Raw genomic sequence first — 22073 nt, forward strand, 5'->3', positions numbered from 1 at the left:
TCAGGCTCCTGTCGTAGGCACGGTGTTGACGAGGTCGAGGAAGTCGTGGGGAGTTCTGCTGCGCTCGGCGTCGTTGGGCAGTGGCCGGCCCAGCTGGTTCTCCAGCTCGCCGACGATGCCGAGCAGGCCGAGCGAGTCCAGGCCGAAGTCGGCGAAGGTCGCGTCGGGCCGGCCCGCCAAGTCCTTCGGGTCGACGGTGAGGCCGGCGGCCGATTTCATCAGCGAGGCCAGCTCGTCGAAGGTCAGTTCAGCGATCATGACGGGTTTCTCCTTCTCACGAGGGGGACCCGGAGGGGCCGTGACGCAGCACCAGCGCCGCGTTCGAGCCCATGAGTCCCCGGCTCAGCACCAACGCCGTCCGCAGCTCGGCCGGGCGGGCCGAGCACGTGACCAGATCGAGGTCGTGACACACCTCGTAGACGTTGGGGGTAGGGGGCACGACGCCGTGCTCCATGGAAAGCACCGCGGCCGCCGCGTCCAGGACGGGGGCGCCGCAGTACGCCCGGCCGGTGCCGGTCTTGGGCGCGGTCACCGGTACGGCGGAGGCGTGCCGGCCCAGCGCGTCCGCGATGGCCAGGGCCTCGGCGCGGTCGGCCGCCGGCACGCCGAACGCGTCCGCGAACACCACGTCGACCTCTTCCGGGGCGCACCGCGCGTCCTCCAGCGCGCCGCGGATCGCCTGCGCCAGCCCCTCACGGGACTCCTCCCACCGGGCGGCTCCGGTGAAGGTCGCGGCGTGCCCGGCCACCACGGCGCGGACTTCCGCCCCGCGGTCGAGGGCCGCCGCCTCCTCCTCGACCACCAGCATGGCTCCGCCTTCGGCGGGGACGAAGCCGCAGGCGGCGTCGGTGAAGGGACGGTAGGCGCGGTAGGGGTCCTCGACCTTGCTGAGGTCGTCGTACCCGAGCTGGCAGACCACCGAGTACGGGGCGAGCGGCGCCTCGGCCGCGCCGACGACGACGGCGTCGGTGCCGCGCCGGATCGTACGGCCCGCGTGCGCCAGCGCGTCCAGCCCGCCGGCCTCGTCGCTGGCCACCACGCCGCAGGGCCCCTTGAAGCCGCCGCGGATGGAGATCTGGCCCGTACTGGCCGCGTAGAACCAGGCGATCGACTGGTAGGGGCCGACGTGCTTGGAGCCCTGGCCCCACAGGTGTTGCAGTTCCCGCTGGCCGAACTCACCGCCGCCGGAGCCGGCCGCGGTGACGACGCCCACCGCGAACGGTGAGTCGTTGTAGTCGGCGCGGCCCAGCCGGGCATCGTCCAGCGCGAGGTTGGCCGCGGCCATGGCGAAGTGCGTGAACCGGTCGGTCTGGACCAGGTAGCGCTCTTCGATGAGCACCGCCGGGTCGAAGTCGCGGACTTCGCCCGCGACCTTGAGCGGCAGGTTCTCGCACCCTTCCCGGGTGACCAGGTCGAGGACGCTCATGCCCTCGATGGTCGCCTTCCAGAAGGCCTCGGTGCTCACCCCGTTGGGGGCGATGACACCGATACCCGTGACGACGGAACGACGTTGTTGCAGAGAGCTCATCGTGCCCTCCCACCCTGTCTGGTCAGCACCACCGCGGACTGGAAACCGCCGAACCCGCTGCCGACCGAGAGCACGGACCGCAGCGGCAGTTCGCGCGCCGTCTTCGGTACGTAGTCGAGGTCACATTCGGGGTCGGGTGTCTCGTAGTTGGCCGTCGGCGGGACGACCTGGTGGGCCAGGGCCAGCACGCACGCGACGATCTCGATCGCCCCGATCGCGCCGAGCGAGTGGCCCACCATGGATTTGATGGAGCTCATGGGCACGTGGTAAGCGTGCTCACCCAGCGACTTCTTGACGGCGGCGGTCTCGTGCCGGTCGTTCTGCTGGGTGCCCGAGCCATGCGCGTTGACGTAGTCGATCTGTGAACTGTCGATCCTGGCGTGACCGAGTGCGCGATTGATCGCCTCGGCCATCTCCAGTCCCTCCTGGGTGAGCCCGGTCATGTGGTACGCGTTGCCGAATGTCGCGTAGCCACGGATCTCACAGTGCACGGTGGCACCGCGGGCACGGGCGTGTTCCAGCTCCTCCAGTACGAGGACGGCGCCGCCCTCCCCCATGACGAATCCGTCGCGGTTGGCATCGAACGGCCGGGAGGCGTGGACGGGGTCGTCGTTGTTCGCGGAGGTCGCCTTGATCGCGTCGAAGCAGGCCACCGTGATCGGGGAGATCGGCGAGTCCGAGGCGCCCGCGATGCAGACGTCGAGCCGGCCCTCCTCGATGGAGTGGAAGGCGTAGCCGATGGCGTCGAGGCCGGAGGTGCAGCCCGTGGAGACGGTCTGCACCGGGCCGTGGGCGCCGATCTGTTCCGCCACCGCGGAGGCGAGCGAGCTGGGGGAGAACGCCCGTTGGAGATGGCGGCCGGCCGGCCGGTGGTCCACATCCCAGCGCCGACCGGTGTCGCTCACGGCGACGTAGTCGTGCTCCAGGCGCGTGGTGCCACCGACCGCGGTGCCCAGCGAGACGCCGATGCGCCAGCGGTCCTCGATCCCGGTGTCCAGGCCCGCGTTCCGTACGGCCTCCGCGGCGGCGACCATCGCGAACTGGATGTACCGGTCCTGCTCGGCCACCTGTTCCGGGCCCAGGCCGTGGGCGGCGGGGTCGAAGTCGCACTCGGCGGCGATCCGGGAACGGAAGCCCTCCGGGTTGAAGAGGGTGATGCCGCGGGTCGCCGTGCGCCCCGAGGACAGGAGGTCCCAGAAGGCGGGCACTCCCACGCCGCCCGGCGCGACGACCCCGACGCCGGTCACCGCTACCCGGCGCGTCATGACACCGGCTCCGTACGTTCGGGTGGGCCCGTCGGCGCGCCGCCGTCCGTCTCCTCGGTGTCGACGTGGCCCAGGTCCGGGCGCGGGGCCAGCGGGCCGAGGTGGAAGACCATCCGGGCCTCCACGTCGCCGACATTGCGGAAGCGGTGCCGCAGATACGGGGGGATCAGCAGGCCCTGGTCCGGCCGCAGCGGGTGCGGCTCGCCGTCGAGGTCCACTTCGAGCGCGCCGCTCACGACGTAGACGAATTCCTCGGAGTACGGGTGGTAGTGCTCGCCGATGCGCTCCCCGGGCTGGACGAGTGCCATGCCCATGAAGCCGCTGGTGGCGCCCACCGCGGTGGGTGTCAGCATGGCGCGCAGGTCACCTCCGCGCCGGCGGTTGGGCTTGGTCTCGTTGAGGTCCACGATGCGTGGGCGGTGCGTGGTCATGGCTGATTCCTCCAGGTACGAGGGCCGACGGGTGGGGGGCCTGGGACGGCCGGATGCGCGATCAGGAGTCCTGTGCCCGGCGGTCGGTGATCAGGTCCATGTCGGAGCGCGCGAGGAAGTGCGCCAGCTCCCGGTCGGTCGTCAGACCGCCGGCCGCGTCGGTGTCCATCAGGCGCTTGAAGACGCCCCGCTTGCGGGGACCGCGCACGCCGATGATGAGGTCGGGCTCGCAGTCGTCGATGGCGGCCCGCAGCGCGATGAGCCGGACGACGACGTCGTCGCGCTGGAAGATGGTGCTGCCCTCGATCGGGCAGGCGGGGTCGTCCGCGGCCAGCTCGTCCTGCCGGGCCAGCATCCGGGCCAGGGCCATGCCACAGCCTTCCCTGGCCGGGTAGTACAGCGCGTGCCGCCGGGCGTCCGGGGGCTCCGGTCCGTCGTGCGCGATGTGGTGCACGGCGGGCAGCGCGGCCCGGGTGAAGAAGACGCGGGCGGAGTTGGCGTCGGTGAGGTCCCGGTCCTGTTCCAGGTAGGGGTTGATGGCCTCCTCGACGGCCCTGACCTCGGGCTGCTCCGACACATGGCGCAGCGCGGCGACGAGATCGCCCTGCACCTCGACCGCGCGCACGACGCGGTTGCCGTGCATGAACAGCGAGGTGCGCAGCAGCCTGGTGGTGTCGTCGACCTGCGCCTGCGGGGAGCTGTAGCCGGCCAGGATCTCGGCGACCATCGACTCGCTGCCCGGCTTCACGGTGAAGGTCAGGGCGTGCCGGACCACACCGTCGCCGAGCCGGGGTGAGGCCTGCAGCCTCCCCTTGGGCAGGTCGGGGGCGTGGGTGGCGAGGTTCGAGGTCTCCCGCAGCACGCTGAAGCGCAGGGAGCGGGTGTTGCGGACGCAGCCGTGCAGGGGCTGCACCATCTCGACGTGTTCCTCGCTGTTGACCCAGGCCAGGAACGGCGGTGCGCTCTCCCACTCGCTGGTGATCAGCCACTGCGAGGGGTTCTCGATGGACTGGCACAGCTGGTCGTTGATGTGACCGGGGACGGAGGCCACCTGGTTGCGCAGGTGCTCGTAGGCTTCGAGGAAGCGCTGCTGGGCGCCGTCGTGGAGGTCCAGCATCAGGACGACCCGGAGTCTCGAGCCGTCGAACGCGGACTGCGATATTCGTTCCGACACTGTAGTCATCGTCTACGCATCTCCCTCGGAGCGAGCTGGCTCCTGTGGTGCGTCGTCAGTTCCGGAGGTTTTCCGGGTACTGACCCGGCGTACGGGGACGACCGGCCCCGCTGATGGGGGTGGCCGTCCCGGAATCGATCGTGGCGGGGGTCCCCGGGGCGCGCGATATCTGTGAGCCATGCGGGTGAACTATGATCGAACGCTTCACCGACCGGGGAAACTCCAGCTCCATGGCGGCGCCGAGCTGGAGCAGGCAATGAACGCAACGGTCGAGGACAGGGTTCCGGTACTTGTGGTGGGCGGTTCCCTGGTGGGGCTGTCCGCCTCACTGTTCCTGGGGCGCCTGGGCGTGAGGCACATGCTGGTCGAGAAGCATTCCGATACGTCACGGCACCCACGCGGCCGGGGGAACAACGTCCGCACCATGGAGCTGTACCGGGTCGCCGGCGCCGAAGAGCGCATCCGTGAGGCCGCGTCCGTACTGGCGGACAATCACGGCATCCTGCAGGCACCGTCGCTGACCGGCGAGGAGCAGGAGTGGCTGTTCAAGGAGATCGACCCGGGTGGCGGGCTGGCCCGTTTCAGTCCTGCCGGATGGTGTCTGTGCAGCCAGAACGACCTGGAACCGGTCCTGGTGCGCTGTGCCCGCGAACACGGCGGCGATCTGCGTTTCCATACCGAGCTGCTCTCCTTCGACCAGGACCGCGAGGGCGTGACGGCGGTCGTCAAGAACCGCGACACCGGCGAGCACACCACCGTCCACGCGGACTACCTCATTGCGGCGGACGGTCCCCGCAGCCCCTCCCGGGAGCTGCTGGGCATCGGCCAGACGGGTCCGGGCGACCTGTTCCACAACGTGAGCATCACCTTCCGGGCGCCCGCGCTCGCGGCCGCGGTGGGCGACCGCCGGTTCATCGCCTGCTATCTGACCAACCCCGAGGCCGACGGCGCCCTGCTCCCGGTGGACAACGCGGCGGAGTGGGTCTTCCACGCTCCCTGGCACCCCGACCGGGGCGAAACCCTGGAGGACTTCACCGACGAGCGGTGCATCGACCACATCCGCCGGGCGACCGGCGTACGGGACATGGACATCGAGATCACCGGCAAAGCACCTTGGCACGCGGCGGAACGCGTCGCGGAGCGGTATGCGGCCGGCCGCGTCTTCCTCGCCGGCGACTCGGCCCACGAGATGTCCCCCACGGGCGCGTTCGGCTCCAACACCGGTATCCAGGACGCCCACAACCTGGCGTGGAAGCTCGCTGCCGTGGTCAACGGCTGGGCGGGTCCCGGCCTGCTGGACACCTATGAGTCGGAGCGCCAGCCGGTGGCCCGCGCGACCAGCGCCCGTGCCTCGGCCCGCTCCGCGGAACACAGCCACCCCGGCTATTCCGCGGCCCCCGGCGCGGGCGGCGGCCGGCAGAGCGGCGTCCTGACCGTCGCCCTCGGCTACAGCTATCCGCGCGGCGCGGTGGCCGGCGCCGACCCCGAACTCCCGGTCGTGCCCGCCCGTATGCAGCTGACCGGCGCCCCCGGCACCCGGGCCCCCCACATGTGGCTCCAGCGCGCCGGGGTACGGCTGTCGACCCTGGATCTGTACGAGCAGTCCCTGGTCCTGCTCACCGGCCCGGACGGCGAGGCCTGGCGCACCGCCGCCGCGAACGCCGCCGAGCGCTGGTCCCTCGACCTGCCCGCCTACAGCATCGGCACCCGTCCCGAGGACGATCTGGCACCCGAAAAGGGCGCCGACTGGGCCGAGATCCACGGCACGGCACCCGAGGGCGCGGTGCTGGTGCGCCCGGACGGGTTCGTGGCGTGGCGGTCGGCCGGCATGGTGGCCGCCCCGGAGGCGGAGCTCGATGCGGTGCTGGGGACGGTCCTCTGCCGGGGCTGACGGCCGCCGGGCTCAGTCCTTGCGGCCCACTCCGCCGTAGAAGACGTTGTTGTTGAGTTCTTCGGCGCTGGGCACCGTGCCGTCCGGCCGCCACAGCGGGACCCGTACGAGTCCCGGCTCGAGCAGGGTGAACGGCCCGAAGAACGAGGCGATTTCGGCCTTTGCACGCAGGTTGAGCGGGGCGGCGGACCCTTTGTACACCTCTTCCACCGCCGTGCGCTTCACCTCGTCCACCCGTCCGTCCTCGTACGCCTCGTAGGGTTCGTAGGTCGCGTGGGAGAGCACAAGGTGACTGCCGGCGGGCAGCGCCTCGGCGAGGGCGGCGACGAGGGCGGCCGGTTTGTCGGTGTCCTGGATGAAGGACAGGACGATGCTCGTCACCAGCGCCACCGGCCGGTCGAAGTCGATCAGCGCGCGGACGGCGGGGTGGTCGAGGATCGATGCGGGATCGCGGAGGTCGCCGAGCACGAATTCGGTGCGTTCGGTGTTGGTGAGCCGGGCCCAGGCATGAGTGGCGACGATCGGGTCGTTGTCGACGTAGACGACAACGGTGTCGGATGCGGCCTCGCGGGCCATTTCATGGGTGTTGGGCGAGGTCGGGATGCCGGTGCCGATGTCGATGATCTGGCGGATGCCGTCGCCGGCCAGTGCGCGGATGGCCCGTCCCAGGAACGCGCGGTTGGCGATGGCGCTGTCGCGGATCTGGGGGTGCATCTCCAGGACGCGGTCCCCGGCCTCCCGGTCGACCTCGTAGTTGTCCCAGCCGCCGAGGAAGTAGTCGTGCATCCGGGCCGGGTGCGGCCTGCTGGTGTCGATCTCCTCGGCCGCGAAGCCGGAGTGTTCCGGCCCCTGGACGTACGGTCCGATCTCCGGGACCTCGGCGCCGGCCGCCTCCTGGGGGAAGTCCTTCGCGTTCATGCCGTCCTCCGCTCCGCGCGCCGGCACGGTGCCGCGGTGAGCAGGAAGTCGGCGTGCCCGGCCTTCGCTCCCTCGATGAAGCTCACCATCTCGTGATGGGTGTAGATCAGCGCCGGGCCGTTCGGGTCGGTGGACTGGCGCAGGGCCACCCGGCCGTCCGTCAGCCGCATGGCCTCGACGCACTCGCCTCCGTTTCCGCCGCTCCACGGCTTGTGCCAGCCCTCGTTGCCCAGTTCATTGGCGGGCATGCCGTTGTAGATACGTATGCGATCCATGTGGGGTTAGATCTCCTTGCGAAAGCCACCCAGAATGGCCCTGGTGGTGTGTGCCGGCGCGGCCTGCGCACACATCCGGTCCAGGGCTTCCAGGAACTGCGAGACGTCGTTGCGCTGGTCGAAGTACACAGCTCCGACAAGGCTTTCCGTGTACGCGATGTCCGGAAGCTCCGGGATCGGGAAGCGGAAAATATGGAACGGCCCGTACATCGCGGGATGCGGGCCGGAGGCGAAGGGAATGACCTGCAGCCGGACGTTCGGCAGTGCGGTGGCCTCCATCAGCCGGGTGATCTGGTCGCGCATCACCTGGGAGCCGCCGATCGGCCGCCGCAGGACGGTCTCGTCCATCACCGCCCAGAGCATCGGCGCCCCTTCGCGGGTCAGCAGCGACTGCCGCTCCATGCGCAGCGCCACGATGCGGTCGATGTCCGCTGCGGGCGCGTGCGGCATACCGGCCCGCAGGACGGCGGCGGCGTAGTCCTCGGTCTGCAACAGGCCGGGGATGTAGTGCGGTTGGTAGGCCCGGATGAGATGGGCTTCGCTCTCCAGGCTGACGAACGCGCTGAACCATTCGGGAAGTACGTCACGGAACCGGTGCCACCAGCCGGGCTTGTTGGCCTCGCGGGCGAGCGAGAGAAAGCCGTCGATCTCCTCCTGGTCGATGACGCCGTAGGTCGCCAGCAGCTTCTCGACGTAGGGGATCTTGAGGCCGACCTCGGCCTTTTCCATCCGCCGTATCGTGGCGTGGGTGACATCGAGGGCCCGCGCGGCCTGTTCGAAGGACAGTCCCGCCTTCTCGCGCAGGTCCTGCAGCCGCTTTCCGAGCACCACCCGCAGGACGGTCGGCGCTCCGGCCGAACGTGGGTCCACCACGCCTGATCCCCTCCAACTGACTTATGTGGTCAGCAGTGTGTCATGCCGTCAGGTGGACGAACAGACTGCATATGCGATTCTGCAAATTACAGAATGATCCTTGCCATCGGTGACCAACATCGCACATAGTTACGTCGTGGCTTCCTCCAAAAACGCTCCTTCATTAGGGCGCCGATGCGGCTTTGCCGCCGAGCAGCCCCAGGACGCGTTCCATTTGCCGGCCCTGCGCACCTCGGTCCCCGAGGCGCGCAGACGGGTCATCGCGCTGCTGCGTGAATGGGGCGCGGACCAACAAGTCCGCGACGACGTGGAGTTGGTGGTCTCCGAGCTGTTCACCAATGCGGTACGGCACACCGACAGCGAGAAGGTCGGCTGCGAGGTCACCCTCCTGGGGTCCTACATCCGCATCGAGATCACGGACGAGGGCGGCGCCGGCACCTCCGCACCACAGGTCCAGCCCGGCAGCGTGGACAAGGAGTGCGGACGCGGGCTGTTCCTCGTCGGCGCACTGTCGGAGAGCTGGGGAACGCGGCACGACGACGACGGCCGGGGCCGGATCGTCTGGGCGGATCTGCCGTACACCACCGCGGCACACTGAGGCCCCGGTCCGCCGTCCGCGGAGACCGGGGCCTCAGTCATGCCGTACGGCAGTCGCGCCCGGCGGCCGCCCGGTCCGTTACAGCGGCAGCAGATCGGGCCGCTTGGGCTCGACATGGTCGCCGGATGACTCGCCACGCAGCCGGCGCCCGATCCACGGGACGAGGTGTTCACGCGCCCAGTGGATGTGGTCACGCCGGGCCTCGGCGGCCGACCGCTCCGCCTCCGGGGGCCACGGCTGGTCCGGGTCGGCCGGCACGGTGAGCCCGAGCACCTGTGCCGCGCGCAACGCCACCCGGGTGTGCCCGTCGGCGGACAGATGCAGCCGGTCATCGCTCCACGCCCGGCGATCCTGCACCGACTTGAGCGACCACAGATCCAGCACCGGGCAGTCGTGCCGGTCCGCGATGGCCCGCACGTGCGCCGTATACGTCGCGATCTTGCCGCGCAGATGCTTGAGCACCGGTACCCCGCGGGTGTCGAATCCGGTGCACAGCAGCACCGCCCCGACCGACGTCCGCAGGTCGGCGACCGCCCGTTCATAACGGTCGGCCACCGCGTCCGGGTCCGAGCCCGGCCGCAGGATGTCATTGCCGCCGGCACAGAATGTCACCAGCGCGGGGGCGAGCTCCTTCGCCCGGGGCACCTGCTCCTCGACGATCTGATCGAGCAGCCGCCCCCGCACGGCAAGGTTCGCGTAGCGGAAGTCCCCCTCTTCCCGCTGGTCCGACAGGAGAACCGCTAGCCGGTCCGCCCAACCGATGTACGCCCCGTCACGGCCGGGATCCCCGACCCCCTCGGTGAAGCTGTCCCCGACGGCTGCGTACGACCCGATGGCGCCACCGGCGCCGCTGTTGATGTTCTTCGAATCGTCTGCCACGTCAGGACATACTTCACCTTGAGAAGTGACTTACGCCACCGTAACCAGGGGTTGACGGGAGGTGATTAATGCCACCAGGTCAAATTCTTCTCAAGTGGGAATAATGAACGATCACAAACTGCTTCACCATCGCTCCATGAGCGGTCACGAGCGATCCATGAGCGGGCCCGGGAAGAGTCACACGTCGGCACTGTTGCCGCCCGATTGCCCCATGCATCAATGTCGTATCGTCGTCGTATCGTCGAAGCTGTCCCGCCGCGTCGACGACAGGCGCCGGCGGCCGAACAAAAGGAGCGCCCGTGACGCAGACGCCGCAGGTCCCGCAGGACCGGTCCGAGCTCGCGGAGGTCCGCAACTTCCGTGATGTGGGCGGACTGCCGACCGTGGACGGGCGTCGGGTACGTCAGGGGCGGCTCTTCCGCAGCGGCCATCTCGCCCATGCGACCGAGGCGGATGCCGCATTCCTCGGCAGCCTCGGGCTGCACACCGTCTTCGACTTCCGTAACGCCGCGGACATCAAGCTCGAGGGCCCCGATGTCGCGCTCCCCGGCGTACGGAATGTGAACATCCCGCTCACCGATCCGGCCGACGGCGCGGAATTCTGGACGATGGTGCGCGACGGCCGGCTGGAACAGCTGCGGGTCGCACTCGGTGACGGCAAGGCCGCGGCCCGGATGGCCGCGACCTACCGCCACATCATCACCACCCGCACCGAAGACCACAGCCGGGTGCTGCATGCGCTCGCCGAGGACAGCGTGCCCGCGCTGATGCACTGTGCGGCCGGCAAGGACCGCGCGGGCCTGTCCGTAGCCGTGACCCTGCTGGCGGTCGGGGTGGAGCCGGAGGCCATCGAGGCGGACTACCTCAAGTCCAACGACCCGCACCGCCGCTACAAGATCCGCCGCAGCGACAACTCCGCGGTCGGGATGTCGGAAGAGGTCATGGATCTGCTCTCGCCGTTGTTCGGGGCGCACACCGACTACCTCACGGCCGCCTTCGACACGATCGAGCAGACCTGGGGCTCCACGGAGAGCTACCTCACCGACGGCCTCAAGCTGACCCCCGCGACCCGCGAGCGGCTGCGCGCCCAGCTGCTGACCGACTGAGCGGCCCGGCCGCTCACCAGCTGTCCCCCGGGCGTGGCGGGCGGTGCTCCCAGACGTCCGGGTCGGTGACCCACCCCGCGACCAGCACCAGCCCCGACTCCCGGTGGACCGCGAGAATGCCGAAGGGCCGGTCATAGGTGGCCGACACCACCTGTGACCGCTTCTGCGGGCTCATCGCCGAGCCGAAGCGCATGCTGATGGCCGTCACGGCAGCGGCCCGGAACCCGAGCGCGCCGAAGGTCGCGGTGACCGTCTGCCGGGCGGACGTGACCGCCAGCGGCCATTCACTGATCCCGGGGAAGTGCCCCCGCGAGGCATCGGAGGCCGTGCCGAGGCCGAACAGCCCCGCCCGCGCCAGCAGATCGTGATCGGCATCGACGGTGAAGCCCGCCGTCGCCAGGTCCAGCTGCGGCGCACCGTCCCAGCTGGCCACCGTCCGCACCCGCACCCCCGGCCCGGCGCCCTCGGTCAGCGCCGTACCGCACGCCGCCGGATACGCCCCGCCCAGCGCCGCGACGCCATGGCGCAGCACCTCACCGCCCGGCATGTCGTTCGGGCCGAGCAGCAAATGGACGTCCAGGCCGTTGTCCCCCAGGACCTGAGCCGCGGTCAGCGCACCCCCCGGGGTGTCGTACACCCGCAGCCGCTCCGGGTCGTTGCCGGAGCGGCTCAGCCCGGTCAACTCCCGCCCGGCCCATGGCCCTTCGGCCGGCACGAGCGGGAAGTCCTGGAAGCGTTCCTGCCAGGTCGTGCGCACCAGCAGCGCGCTCGCGAGGACGAAGAGGGTGCTCGGGTCGACCTGTACGGGCATCCGCTCGATGAGGCCGTCGGTATGCCGCCGCGCCCAGGCATTCAGCGCCTCCTGGTCCGCGGGCGAGTCCCCGGTCAGCTCGCCGTGCACGTCCAGTGGCAGGCTGTCCAGCCATGCGGCGCGCAGCTCCAGTGCGCGCCGGGTCCACAGGCCCACCGCGGCGTCGACACCGTCCGCCGCGGCCAGCGCGGCGATCAAGGCGCACCCTTCGCGTACGGCGTCGTCCGCATCCGTGCCGATCGCATCAGCCAGTTCCTTACGGGCCGGGCCCGCCGCCGGCCCGGCGAGCAACGCCAGCAGCGGCCAGAGGCCGGCGGCGGTCAGCACCGTACCCCGCTCCCCCACCGCCTCCCGCGCCCACCGGGCCGTCAGGTCGTTGACGGCCCGTACCGTCGTCGCGGCGATCATCGTTCGTATCCCCCCGGATATGTCAGTGGTGGGCGACCGCCTGTTTCACCAGCTTCGGCGGCCACCATCATCTACGTCGGCGAACTCACCGGAGAACTGGCCAAGGCCTGGATCGCCGAGTGGTATCAACGCTGGCCGGACAGTACCAGCCCCTATCTGATCGCCCGTCAGTGCGCACTTCCGCGCAGCGATGCCGGACGGAGCCGATCAACCAATCGCACACCTCTAGCTATTGCAAGTAATATGCAAGAGACTCAAGTGGCCCTTACCTCTGTCCCGGAAGCGGAGCCACGTCATGCCCCATCTGATGCCACCTGCTGGACCCCAACGCGTCATCGCCGCCTCGAACTTCGTCTATACCGTCGGCAGCGGCCTCTATCTGACCGCCGGGGTGCTGTACTTCACTCAGGCGGTCCACCTTCCGGCAAGCCAGGTGGGGATCGGGCTTGGCATCGCCGGTTTCGTCTCACTGGCCGTGGGCATCGCCGTCGGCCATCTCGCGGACACGTACGGCGCGCGCGGCGTCTACGCGACCACGCTTGTCGTCCAAGGACTGGCAACGGCCGGCTTCGTACTGGCGGACAGCTTCTGGCCGTTCGTCCTCGCGGTTTGCACGGCTACCGGGGCGCGGGCGGCCGGACTGGCTGCACGCAGTCCGCTCATCAGGCACTACGGAGGGGACCGTCCGCAGGCATTCCGTGGCTATCTCCGGGCTGTCACCAACATCGGCATCTCCCTCGGTGCGTTGCTCGCAGGCTGGGCCGTCCAGGTGGGCACCCTCACCGCCTACCAGCTGCTCGTCATCGGCAACTCGATCGCCTTCGTAGCCGCCGCGGCCGTCCTGGTCCTCCTGCCGCCGGTCGCACCGGGGCCCGCTGTCGACGGCCCTCGCCGGGCCGCCCTACGGGACCGGCCTTACCTCCTGATCACTGCCCTCGACGGCTTGATGGCCATACAGTTCAAGGTGCTCACCGTGGCCGTTCCGCTCTGGCTGGTGGCGGCCACCACCGCACCACGCTGGCTCGTTTCGGGCACCATGCTCGTCAATACCGTCATCGTCATCGCGCTTCAGGTACGAGCAGGCCGCAGCGTGGATTCCCCTGCCGCAGGTGGCAGCGCCTACCGGCGGTCAGGCGTGGCGTTCCTCGTCTCCTGCTCGCTGATCTCGCTGTCCGCAGGGATACCGACATGGGCTGCCGTAACGCTGCTCATGACCGCGGTGGTGATCCATACGGTCGGTGAACTGTGGCACTCCGCCGGGGGCTTCGAAGTGTCCTTCGCCCTCGCCCCGGAGCACGCCACCGGCCAGTACCTCGGCGTGTTCGGCCTGGGTGCCGGCCTGGCCGACGCCCTCGGGCCAACCCTGCTCATCTCGCTCTGCATCACGTGGGGCCGCCCCGGTTGGTACGTCATCGGAGCGCTGTTCGCTCTGACGGGCCTGGCAGCACCGCTCGCCGTCCGCTGGGCGGAACGCCATCAGCCCGCGCGGCAGACACCCCCGGAAGCCGCGTGCACGGAACCGGCTGCCTGAGGGTGCGACGGAATGAGGTGGGGACACGCACCCCGGTTCAGCGTGTTTGCAACGCCTGTTTCACCAGCGTCCGCCCGAAGTCCCACATCAGGCCGCCGCCGTTGTGGGCGTCGTCCATGACGGCCGTGAATGCCTCGACGAACCGGTCCACTTCCCGTTCGCCGATGATCAGCGGCGGAATCAGCTTGATGACCTCAAGGTGGTCGCCGGAGACCTGGGTGAGGATGCGGTGGCGCTGCAGCAGCGGCGCCACGACCAGCTGCGCGAAGAGCCCCTTGCGGGCCGCCTGCAGCATCGTCCAGCGTCCTCGCAGTGCGAGTGACTTGGGCTTGCCGAACTCGATGCCGATCATCAGGCCGCGGCCGCGGACGTCGTGCAGCAGCTCGTAGGTGTCGATCAGCGCGGCGAGCCGCTCGCGCAGCAGGTCGCCGGTGCGCCGGGCGTTGGCGACGATCTGCTCGTCCGCCATCACCGACAGGACGGCGAGGCCGGCCGCCATGGCCTGGGCGTTGGAGCCGAAGCTGGCGGAGTGGACCAGCACCCGCTCCATGGACGAGTAGACCTTTTTGAAGATCCAGTCCTTGCCGAGCGTCGCACCGACCGGGACGTAGCCGCCGGAGAGTGCCTTGGCCACGCAGACCAGGTCGGGCGCCACGCCGTCCTCGTGCTGGTAGGCGAAGAAGTCGCCGGTGCGGCCGAGGCCGGTCTGTACCTCGTCGGCGATCAGCAGGGCCTTGTGCCGGTGCAGCAACTCCTGTGCGGCGCCCAGGAATCCGGGCGGCGTGGGGTGGACGCCCTTGCCCTGGACCGGTTCGACGACGAAGCCCGCCACGTCCCCGCGCTGCAACTCCCGTTCCAGTGCGGCCAGATCGCCCATGGCGATGGCGGTGTCCGGCAGCAGCGGCGCAAAGCCGTCGCGGAAGCCGTCCTCGCCGTTGACGGAGAGCGAGCCGGTGGTCAGGCCGTGGAAGGCGTGGGTGCAGTAGAGGATGCGGGGCTTGCCGGTGGCGTAGCGGGCGAACTTCAGGGCGGTCTCGACCGCTTCGGTGCCGCTGTTGCCGAAGAAGACGCGGTCCAGGTGCGGCGCGTAGGTCAGCAGCTGCTCGGCGAGCAGACCGGGCAGCGGCTGGCAGTCGAAGCGGGTGAGGTCGGGCAGGTTGGCGTCCAGGACGTCGTGCAGTGCCTGCCGTACGACGGGATGGTGGCGGCCGAGGCCCATCACGCCGAATCCGGCGAGCATGTCGAGGTAGTCCTGGCCGTCGCTGTCCCAGAAGTAGGCGCCCTCGCCCCGCTCGTAGACCTTGTCGAAGCCGATGGTGTGCAGCATCCGCGGGAGCTGGTGGTTGAGGTGGCGGGTGTGCAGGTCGTAGCGCTCGCCGCCGCGTTCGGCGAGCAGCGTGGCCAGGTCGAATCCGGTCACAGGCTGTTCTCCTTACGGCCCGGCGCGGCGTTCTGGCGGGAGAGTGCGGCGTTCTGGCGGGAGAGTGCGGCGCTGATCCGGCCGGCGATCTCGGCCGGGGTGAGCCCCAGGTCGGCCAGCAGCTCGCCACGTTTGGCGTGCGCCAGGAACCGCTCGGGGATGCCGAAGGTCCGCAGCGGTACGTCCACCTCCGCGTCCCGCAGTGCCTGGCCGACCGCCGAACCCACGCCGCCGTTGCGGCTGTTGTCCTCGACCACGGCCACCATGGCGTACCGCGCGGCGAGTTGGGCAATAGCGGCATCGACCGGCTTGACCCAGCGCGGGTCGATGACCGTCGCATCGACGCCGCGCGCCGCGAGCAGCTCGGCGACCCGCAGGCACACCGGCGCCATCACGCCGACCGCGACCAGCAGGACGTCCGGCTGTGGCGCGCGGTGCAGTACGTCGACGCCGCCGATCCGCTCCACGGCCGGGATCGGGTCGCCCACCGCCTCCTTGGGGTAGCGGATGACGGTCGGGGCGTCGTCCACGTCCAGCGATTCGCGCAGTTCGGCGCGGAGCTGGTCGGCGTCGCGCGGTGCGGCGATCCGCAGGCCCGGTACGACGCCCAGCATGGACATGTCCCACATGCCGTTGTGCGAGGCGCCGTCGGTGCCGGTGACGCCGGCGCGGTCCAGGACGAAGGTGACGCCGCATTGGTGCAGCGCGACGTCCATCAGGACCTGGTCGAAGGCGCGGTTGAGGAAGGTGGCGTAGACGGCGACGACCGGGTGCAGGCCGCCGGTGGCCAGCCCGGCAGCGGACACCGCGGCGTGCTGTTCGGCGATACCCACGTCCCACACCCGGTCCGGGTAGGCCTTGGCGAACTTCTGCAGGCCGACCGGCTGGAGCATCGCCGCCGTGATGGCGACGACGTCCGGGCGTTCGGTGCCGATCTGCACCATCTCGTCGGCGAAGACGGACGTCCAGGAGGGCGCGCCGGCCGGTGTGACGGGCGCGCAGGTCAGCGGGTCCATCACGCCGACGGAGTGGAAGTGGTCCGCCTCGTCCTCCAGGGCCGGCTGATAGCCGCGGCCCTTCTCGGTGAGGCAGTGCACCAGCACCGGGCCGTGGAATCCGGCGGCGCGGCGCAGCGCGGACTCGACGGCGGAGATGTCGTGGCCGTCGATCGGTCCGACGTACTTGAGACCGAGGTCCTCGAACATGCCCTGCGGCGCGAAGGCGTCCTTGAAGCCCTTCTTCGCGCCGTGCAGCGATTCGTACAGCTGCTGCCCGACGACCGGGGTGCGCTGGAGGACGTCCTTGCCCCAGGCCAGGAACTTTTCGTAGCCGTCGGTGGTGCGCAGGGTGGCGAGGTGGTTGGCGAGGCCGCCGATGGTCGGGGCGTAGGAGCGCTCGTTGTCGTTGACGACGATGATCAGCGGGCGGTCCTTGGCGGCCGCGATGTTGTTGAGCGCCTCCCAGGCCATGCCGCCGGTCAGGGCCCCGTCACCGATGACGGCGACGACATGGTCGTCCTTGCCGCGCACCTCGTTGGCCTTGGCCAGGCCGTCGGCCCAGCTCAGCACCGTGGAGGCATGACTGTTCTCGATGACGTCGTGCGCGGACTCGGCCCGCGACGGATAGCCGGAGAGGCCGCCCTTGGCCCGTAGCTTGGAAAAGTCCTGACGTCCCGTCAAAAGCTTGTGGACGTAGGACTGGTGGCCGGTGTCCCACAGGATGCGGTCGGCGGGCGAGTCGAAGACCCGGTGCAGGGCGATGGTCAGCTCGACGACACCCAGGTTGGGTCCCAGATGGCCGCCGGTACGGGCGACGGCCTGGACGAGGAACTGCCGGATCTCCTCGGCGAGTTCCTCCATCCGCTCCTCGGGAAGCGCCTTGAGATCGCGCGGCTCCCGGATGTGTTCCAGCATGGTCATGCTCGATCCCCCTCCAGGGTTCAGCTGACGGTGACATCGGGGGTGCCTGGCGGCGCTCCCCCGGCCGCCGCCGGCCCGACGCGCAGCGCGCGCGGCCTGCGCCGCGCGGCCTGCGGTCGGGCCGGGACGTCGGGGAGCCCCGGTGCCGCAGGCTCACCGCTCATCACGTCACCCGCGGTTTCCACCGACGGTTTCCCTGGCGGCCCGCAGCGATTCCTTCAGGGAGCCCATGGTGGCCAGGACGGCGGTGGGCTCATACCCGCAGTGCGCCATGCAGTTGGCGCAGCGCGGGTCCTTGCCCCGGCCGTACTTGCTCCAGTCGGTGTCGTCGATGAGCTCCCGGTACGTCGGGACGTAGCCGTCGCTCATCAGGTAGCAGGGCCGCTGCCAGCCGAAGAGCGAGTAGTTGGGGATCGCCCAGGCCGTGCAGGGGAAGTCCGCCTTGCCCTCCAGGAAGTCGAGGAAGAGCGGACTGTGGTTGAGCCGCCAGCGGCGGCGGTTGCCGCCGGCGAAGGCCTTCTTGAACAGCTCCCGGGTCTGCTCGACGCCCAGGAAGTGCTCCTGGTCGGGGGCCTTCTCGTAGGCGTAGGCGGGCGACAGCATCATCTCGTCGACCTGCAGGTCGTCATTGAGGAAATTGAGGACCTCGATGATGGTCTGCGGGGTGTCGGTGTTGAAGAAGGTGGAGTTGGTGGTGACCCGGAAGCCGCGCCGCTTGGCTTCCTTGATCGCCGCCACCGCCTCGTCGAATACGCCTTCCTTCGCGACGGATTCGTCGTGGCGTTCCCGCATCCCGTCGATGTGCACGGCGAACGCGAAGTACGACGAGGGGGTGAAGTTATCCATCTTCTTGCGCAGCAGCATCGCATTGGTACACAGGAAGACGTACTTCCGCTTTGCCACCAGCTGCCGGACGATCTCATCGATCTGCGGATGCATCAGGGGCTCGCCGCCGGCGATGGAAACCATCGGCGCGCCGGACTCCAGCACCGCGCCGACCGCCTGCGCCACCGGCATCCGCTGTTTGAGAATGCCCGCCGGATGCTGGATCTTTCCGCAGCCCTCGCATTTCAGATTGCAGGCGAAGAGCGGCTCCAGCTCAACGATGAGCGGAAACTTCTCGCGCCGTCGCAGCACTTTCTGTTCAAAGAGATACGTCCCGACCCGGATGGTCTGGCGAAGCGGCATAGCCATCTGGCTCACCTCCTGGGGAGCAGCAAAGAACGGTGCCATTCGAAGAGAACAGGAAGAACGGAGCGCAGCACACGGAAGGCCGATATTCCACCGCGTACCGTGCCGATACGTACGAGTTCATGTCCTGGAGCGTCCACGATCACCCGGACGGCCGCAACCGGACGATTTCCGGCACGCACCGCGGCACGCAGTGTGGCGGCGGATTCCATGTCCACCGCGACGGCGCCCTCGGCATGCAGTCCGGCCCGCTCCGCGCCGCGTACGACGTGGTCGGAACCGCGGAGCAGGCCGGTGTGGACGGTCAGCCCGCGCTGCCGCAGGGCGTCGAGCAGCGGACCGTTGTCGCGGCAGACGATGTCCCGCGCATCGGGCCGGTGGTCGCGGGTGGACTCGGCGACCACCACGTCCCCGGGCCGCATCCCCGGAGCGAGGCCGGCGCAGAAACCGCTGGCCACGACCGGCGAACCCGCGGTGGCGGCGCCGTCGCACAACGCCGCTTCCAGGGCTCGTTCGGCCGCCTGGGGGCCCATGCCCGTACGGAGGGTGACCGTCGGCGGGCGCGGACCACCGCCGCCACGGCCCCGCAGTGCGAGCCGCTCGATGCCGAGCGCACAGGCGATCAGCAGCGGCGGATCCGCCTCTGCCGGGGCCGGTCTCGGCATCAGATCCCCAACGGCGCGTCGGCCGGTCCGCCGTGGACATAGCGGCCCAGGGCTGTCAGCGGGAAGACCTGGCGATAGAGGTGGTAGTTGATGGAGAAGTCCCAGGGGAAGCCCGTGCCGGTGAAGTACGGCTCGTCCCAGGAGCCGTCCGGGCGCTGGGTGTCGATCAGGTGGCGCACCCCGCGCCGTACCGCCTCGCTGTCCCGCTCCCCGGCCGCGAGCAGCGCCATCAGCGCCCAGCCGGTCTGTGAGGGGGTCGAGGCGCCGCGCCCGGCCCACGCCTTGTCACGGTAGGAGCGCTGGTCCTCGCCCCATCCGCCGTCGTCGTTCTGCACCCGCGTCAGCCAGCCGACGGCACGGCGGACCGCGGGATGCGAGGCGGGGATACCGGCCGCGGCCAGCGCGGGCAGCACGGAGCCGGTGCCGTAGACGTAGTTGGTGCCCCAGCGCCCGAACCAGGCGCCGCTGGGTTCCTGTTCGGCCAGCAGCCAGTCGATGCCACGGCGGGTGCTCGGGTCGTGGGTGCGGCCGACGTCGGCGAGCATCTCGACGACATGGGCGGTGACATCGGCCGACGGCGGATCGATGACCTCCCCGAAGTCACAGAACGGCAGACGGTTGGGGAACGGGCTGGTGTTGTCCGCGTCGAAGGCACCCCAGGCGCCGTTCTTGGACTGCATGCCGAGATTCCAGCGCACCGCGCGGCGCACCGCGGCATCGACCCGCTGCCGGTCGGGATGCTCGACCCGGCGCAGCGCCAGCACGACCTCGGCGGTGTCGTCGATGTCCGGGTAGTTGTCGTTGTCGAACTCGAACGCCCAGCCGCCGGAGGCCAGTTGGGGCCTGCGCACCGACCAGTCGCCGGGCCTGTCGATCTGCTCGTCGAGCATCCAGTCGGCGGCCTTGACCAGCTGCGGGTGGTCGGCGGGCAGGCCGGCGTCGGCGAGCGCGATGGTGGCCAGGCAGGTGTCCCAGACAGGTGACTGGCAGGCCTCGATCATCCTGGCGCCGTCCTCACGCCATACCGTGAAACGGTCCAGCGACTCCAGGCCGCTGCGCAGCACCGGGTGGTCGAGGTCGTAACCGAGGAGGTGCAGAGCGATGATGGAGTAGACGGCGGGCGGCTGGATGCCGCCCCAGCAGCCGTCGTTCTCCTGCCGCTCGATGATCCAGCGGGCGGCGGAGCGCATCGCGGCGCCGCGCAGCCGGCGCGGGGCGACCCTGTGGTAGACGTGCAGTGCCTTGTCCAGGCGCTGGAAGAGGCCGTCCCAGCTGGTGGCGGGGGCGAGCGGGCGCCGCGGGTTGGGGCGGCGCGGATCGGTGTGCAGCTCGTCGAGGGCGAACGGCGCCGGGCGTACGGGGCGCTTCGCCGAGACGATGGTCAAAGCCACTATCGTCTGCCGCGCCCAGCATCCGAAGTCGTAGATGTTGAGCGGGAACCACTTGGGGAAGTAGATGAGTTCCGGAGGGAGTTCGGGGAGGTCGTCCCACTTCCACCAGCCGAAGAGGGCCAGCCAGATACGGGTGAAGACCCGGGCGGCGGCGATTCCGCCGTGTTCGCGGATCCAGGCGGAGGCCTTGGCCATATGCACCGCGTCCGGGGCGTCCCCGGCGAGCCGCAGGGCCACATAGGCCTCGATGGTCGTGGAGAGCTCGCCGGGGCCGCCGTAGAAGGTGGCCCAGGTGCCGTCCTCGCGCTGCTCACCGCGGATGAAGCGGGCGGCGGCCTCGATGAGCTTGGGGTCCTGGACGCCCAGGAACTGACGGAGCAGCAGGTCCTCGGCATCCATCGTGACGTTGGTCTCGAGGTCGCCCTTCCACCAGCCTGCGGAGTCCTGGAGGGAGAGCAGATAGTCGGTGGCGCGGGCGGTCGCGCTCCGCGCGGCGGTGGTTTCGGTCGTCTCAGCGGTGGCATCGCTGGCCGAAGGGGCCCGGGGCGGCAGCGCCCCGGTGCTTCCGTCGGTCGTCGCTGTCATGGCTTCCCCTTCTGCAGTGAACTGTCAATGCTCAGCTCAGGGATTCCGTCGGCCGGCGCCCGGCTGGCACCGGCCGGCGACTGCGAACTAGTTCGTATCGATAGTGATCATCTCTCTCGTACGACGACGAAGTCCGCGAGCGCGACCAGCTGCGCGCGGATCTTTTCCGGCATGTCGACCTCGTCCAGCGCGGCGATGGCGGTGGCGTGCTGGCGGCGGGCCTCCTGGGAGGTCCACTCGCGGCCGCCGGCCTCCTCGATGAGGGCCGCGCGGGAAGCGAACTCCTCCTCGGTGAAGTCGGCGATCTCGGTCTCGGTCTTCTTGGCGTCGGCAGCCAGGATCCGGGCCAGGCGCTCGGAGGCCGGGCCGCCCGCGGCCAGCGCGGCGACGACCGGCAGGGACTTCTTGCGCTGGCGCAGATCGCTCCAGGTCCGCTTGCCGGTGGACTCCGGGTCGCCCCAGATGCCGAGCACATCGTCGACCGCCTGGAAGGCGAGGCCGAGGTGGTAGCCGTACTTCTCCAGGATGTCGGCCGTGCGGTCGTCGGCGCCGCCGAGGACCGCCCCGATGGAGACGGCGCAGGCCAGCAGCGCGCCGGTCTTGTTGCCCTCCATCTCCAGGCACTCCTCGACGGTGACCCGCTCGCGGTGCTCGTAGGAGATGTCCTGGGCCTGACCGTCGATCAGCTTGCGAGTGGCCAGGGTCAGCCGGCGGGTCGCCCGGCCGGCCTCGACCGTGCCCAGCTCCAGCAGTATTTCGTTGGCGAGGGCGAACAGCGCATCGCCGACGAGGATGGCCTGCGCGGGGCCGTGCACCTTCCAGACCGTGTCACGGTGCCGGCGCTGTTCGTCGCCGTCCATGAGGTCGTCGTGCAGCAGCGAGAAGTTGTGCACCAGCTCGACGGCGACCGCACCGGGGATGCCGACCTCGGGGGCCGCACCCGCCGCCTCGGCCGACAGCAGGGCGAGGGCGGGCCGGACGGCCTTGCCGCTGTCCCCCGTCGAGGGGCGGCCCTGGGCGTCGATCCAGCCGAAGTGGTAGGCGGCGACGGTGTCCATGGGAGGAGCGAGCCGGTCCACGGCGGCACGCAGCACGGGAGTGGCAAGTGTCCGCCCGCGCTCCAGCAGCGCGGTGACGCTCGCGGTGTCGATAGCTGGGGAAGCCGGATTCACGGTTTCTCCTCTGTTTCCGATGCTCGTGCTCGTGCGAGCGCT

General features: G+C 70.0%; 20 protein-coding genes. 4 read left to right on the top strand and 16 right to left on the bottom strand.

Annotated features, from left to right (window positions below; all coding sequences use genetic code 11):
* The 5 genes from ACZ4S3_RS02465 to ACZ4S3_RS02485 all read right to left on the bottom strand — a co-directional run bounded on the left by ACZ4S3_RS02465 (nucleotide 1) and on the right by ACZ4S3_RS02485 (nucleotide 4407).
* Nucleotides 1–258, bottom strand: a complete 258-nt coding sequence (locus ACZ4S3_RS02465) for an acyl carrier protein (protein ID WP_467924760.1) — start codon at nucleotides 256–258, stop codon at nucleotides 1–3.
* Nucleotides 259–274: 16 nt separating this feature from the next.
* On the bottom strand, nucleotides 275–1528 hold the full coding sequence (locus tag ACZ4S3_RS02470) for a ketosynthase chain-length factor (RefSeq protein ID WP_467924762.1): 1254 nt from the start codon (nucleotides 1526–1528) through the stop codon (nucleotides 275–277).
* Entirely contained in the window at nucleotides 1525–2793 is a 1269-nt protein-coding gene (locus ACZ4S3_RS02475) for a beta-ketoacyl-[acyl-carrier-protein] synthase family protein (RefSeq protein WP_467924764.1), read from the bottom strand. Before ACZ4S3_RS02475 ends, ACZ4S3_RS02470 begins: the two co-directional genes overlap by 4 nt.
* Nucleotides 2790–3224 (bottom strand): cupin domain-containing protein, encoded by a 435-nt coding sequence (locus tag ACZ4S3_RS02480; protein WP_467924766.1) that lies wholly within the window; start codon nucleotides 3222–3224, stop codon nucleotides 2790–2792. The genes ACZ4S3_RS02475 and ACZ4S3_RS02480 overlap by 4 nt, the downstream gene beginning before the upstream one ends.
* A gap of 61 nt (nucleotides 3225–3285) precedes the next feature.
* Nucleotides 3286–4407, bottom strand: coding sequence for a SchA/CurD-like domain-containing protein (locus ACZ4S3_RS02485; protein WP_467924768.1), 1122 nt, complete (start codon nucleotides 4405–4407; stop codon nucleotides 3286–3288).
* 247 nt (nucleotides 4408–4654) lie between these two features.
* Between ACZ4S3_RS02485 and ACZ4S3_RS02490 the strand changes: the two genes are divergently transcribed.
* Nucleotides 4655–6289 (top strand): FAD-dependent oxidoreductase, encoded by a 1635-nt coding sequence (locus ACZ4S3_RS02490; protein WP_467924770.1) that lies wholly within the window; start codon nucleotides 4655–4657, stop codon nucleotides 6287–6289.
* A gap of 12 nt (nucleotides 6290–6301) precedes the next feature.
* Here ACZ4S3_RS02490 and ACZ4S3_RS02495 read toward each other — a convergent pair whose 3' ends face one another.
* From ACZ4S3_RS02495 to ACZ4S3_RS02505, 3 genes are read right to left on the bottom strand one after another with little or no spacing between them, the layout of a single operon-like run.
* A complete protein-coding gene (locus tag ACZ4S3_RS02495; RefSeq protein ID WP_467924772.1) occupies nucleotides 6302–7207 on the bottom strand; it encodes an SAM-dependent methyltransferase in 906 nt (301 codons plus the stop codon).
* On the bottom strand, nucleotides 7204–7482 hold the full coding sequence (locus ACZ4S3_RS02500) for a DUF397 domain-containing protein (RefSeq protein ID WP_467924774.1): 279 nt from the start codon (nucleotides 7480–7482) through the stop codon (nucleotides 7204–7206). Before ACZ4S3_RS02500 ends, ACZ4S3_RS02495 begins: the two co-directional genes overlap by 4 nt.
* A gap of 6 nt (nucleotides 7483–7488) precedes the next feature.
* Nucleotides 7489–8355, bottom strand: coding sequence for a helix-turn-helix domain-containing protein (locus ACZ4S3_RS02505; protein WP_467924776.1), 867 nt, complete (start codon nucleotides 8353–8355; stop codon nucleotides 7489–7491).
* Between the two features lie 136 nt (nucleotides 8356–8491).
* Here ACZ4S3_RS02505 and ACZ4S3_RS02510 point away from each other — a divergent pair, with 136 nt between their 5' ends.
* Nucleotides 8492–8953 (top strand): ATP-binding protein, encoded by a 462-nt coding sequence (locus tag ACZ4S3_RS02510; protein WP_467924778.1) that lies wholly within the window; start codon nucleotides 8492–8494, stop codon nucleotides 8951–8953.
* A 78-nt stretch (nucleotides 8954–9031) separates the two neighbouring features.
* Here the strand turns inward: ACZ4S3_RS02510 and ACZ4S3_RS02515 are convergent, their stop codons facing one another.
* On the bottom strand, nucleotides 9032–9832 hold the full coding sequence (locus ACZ4S3_RS02515) for an SGNH/GDSL hydrolase family protein (protein WP_467924780.1): 801 nt from the start codon (nucleotides 9830–9832) through the stop codon (nucleotides 9032–9034).
* Nucleotides 9833–10131: 299 nt separating this feature from the next.
* Between ACZ4S3_RS02515 and ACZ4S3_RS02520 the strand changes: the two genes are divergently transcribed.
* A complete protein-coding gene (locus ACZ4S3_RS02520) occupies nucleotides 10132–10938 on the top strand; it encodes a tyrosine-protein phosphatase (RefSeq protein WP_467924782.1) in 807 nt (268 codons plus the stop codon).
* Between the two features lie 13 nt (nucleotides 10939–10951).
* Here ACZ4S3_RS02520 and ACZ4S3_RS02525 read toward each other — a convergent pair whose 3' ends face one another.
* Nucleotides 10952–12157 carry a serpin family protein gene (locus tag ACZ4S3_RS02525; protein ID WP_467924784.1) on the bottom strand — a complete coding sequence of 402 codons (1206 nt, stop codon included), beginning with the start codon at nucleotides 12155–12157 and terminating at the stop codon, nucleotides 10952–10954.
* 307 nt (nucleotides 12158–12464) lie between these two features.
* On the opposite strand from ACZ4S3_RS02525, the gene ACZ4S3_RS02530 reads away from it, so the two are divergent.
* Nucleotides 12465–13688, top strand: a complete 1224-nt coding sequence (locus tag ACZ4S3_RS02530) for an MFS transporter (protein ID WP_467924786.1) — start codon at nucleotides 12465–12467, stop codon at nucleotides 13686–13688.
* Nucleotides 13689–13725: 37 nt separating this feature from the next.
* Here ACZ4S3_RS02530 and ACZ4S3_RS02535 read toward each other — a convergent pair whose 3' ends face one another.
* From ACZ4S3_RS02535 to ACZ4S3_RS02560, 6 genes are all read right to left on the bottom strand, one after another.
* Nucleotides 13726–15108: an aspartate aminotransferase family protein gene (locus tag ACZ4S3_RS02535; protein ID WP_467924788.1), complete on the bottom strand. Its 1383-nt coding sequence runs from the start codon at nucleotides 15106–15108 to the stop codon at nucleotides 13726–13728.
* The gene (gene dxs / locus ACZ4S3_RS02540; RefSeq protein WP_467924790.1) at nucleotides 15105–17027 is read right to left on the bottom strand and encodes a 1-deoxy-D-xylulose-5-phosphate synthase; all 1923 of its coding nucleotides are present in this window, start codon (nucleotides 17025–17027) and stop codon (nucleotides 15105–15107) included. Before dxs ends, ACZ4S3_RS02535 begins: the two co-directional genes overlap by 4 nt.
* A 168-nt stretch (nucleotides 17028–17195) precedes the next feature.
* Complete coding sequence (hpnH, locus tag ACZ4S3_RS02545; RefSeq protein WP_467924792.1) at nucleotides 17196–18221, bottom strand: adenosyl-hopene transferase HpnH; 1026 nt, start codon at nucleotides 18219–18221, stop codon at nucleotides 17196–17198.
* A 5-nt stretch (nucleotides 18222–18226) separates the two neighbouring features.
* Nucleotides 18227–18883 carry a phosphorylase family protein gene (locus ACZ4S3_RS02550; RefSeq protein WP_467924794.1) on the bottom strand — a complete coding sequence of 219 codons (657 nt, stop codon included), beginning with the start codon at nucleotides 18881–18883 and terminating at the stop codon, nucleotides 18227–18229.
* A complete protein-coding gene (shc, locus tag ACZ4S3_RS02555) occupies nucleotides 18883–20859 on the bottom strand; it encodes a squalene--hopene cyclase (RefSeq protein WP_467924796.1) in 1977 nt (658 codons plus the stop codon). Before shc ends, ACZ4S3_RS02550 begins: the two co-directional genes overlap by 1 nt.
* Nucleotides 20860–20966: 107 nt before the next feature.
* Complete coding sequence (locus ACZ4S3_RS02560) at nucleotides 20967–22031, bottom strand: polyprenyl synthetase family protein (RefSeq protein WP_467924798.1); 1065 nt, start codon at nucleotides 22029–22031, stop codon at nucleotides 20967–20969.
* Nucleotides 22032–22073: the final 42 nt, after the last annotated feature.

The sequence above is a fragment of the Streptomyces sp. NPDC028368 genome (genome assembly GCF_055565615.1).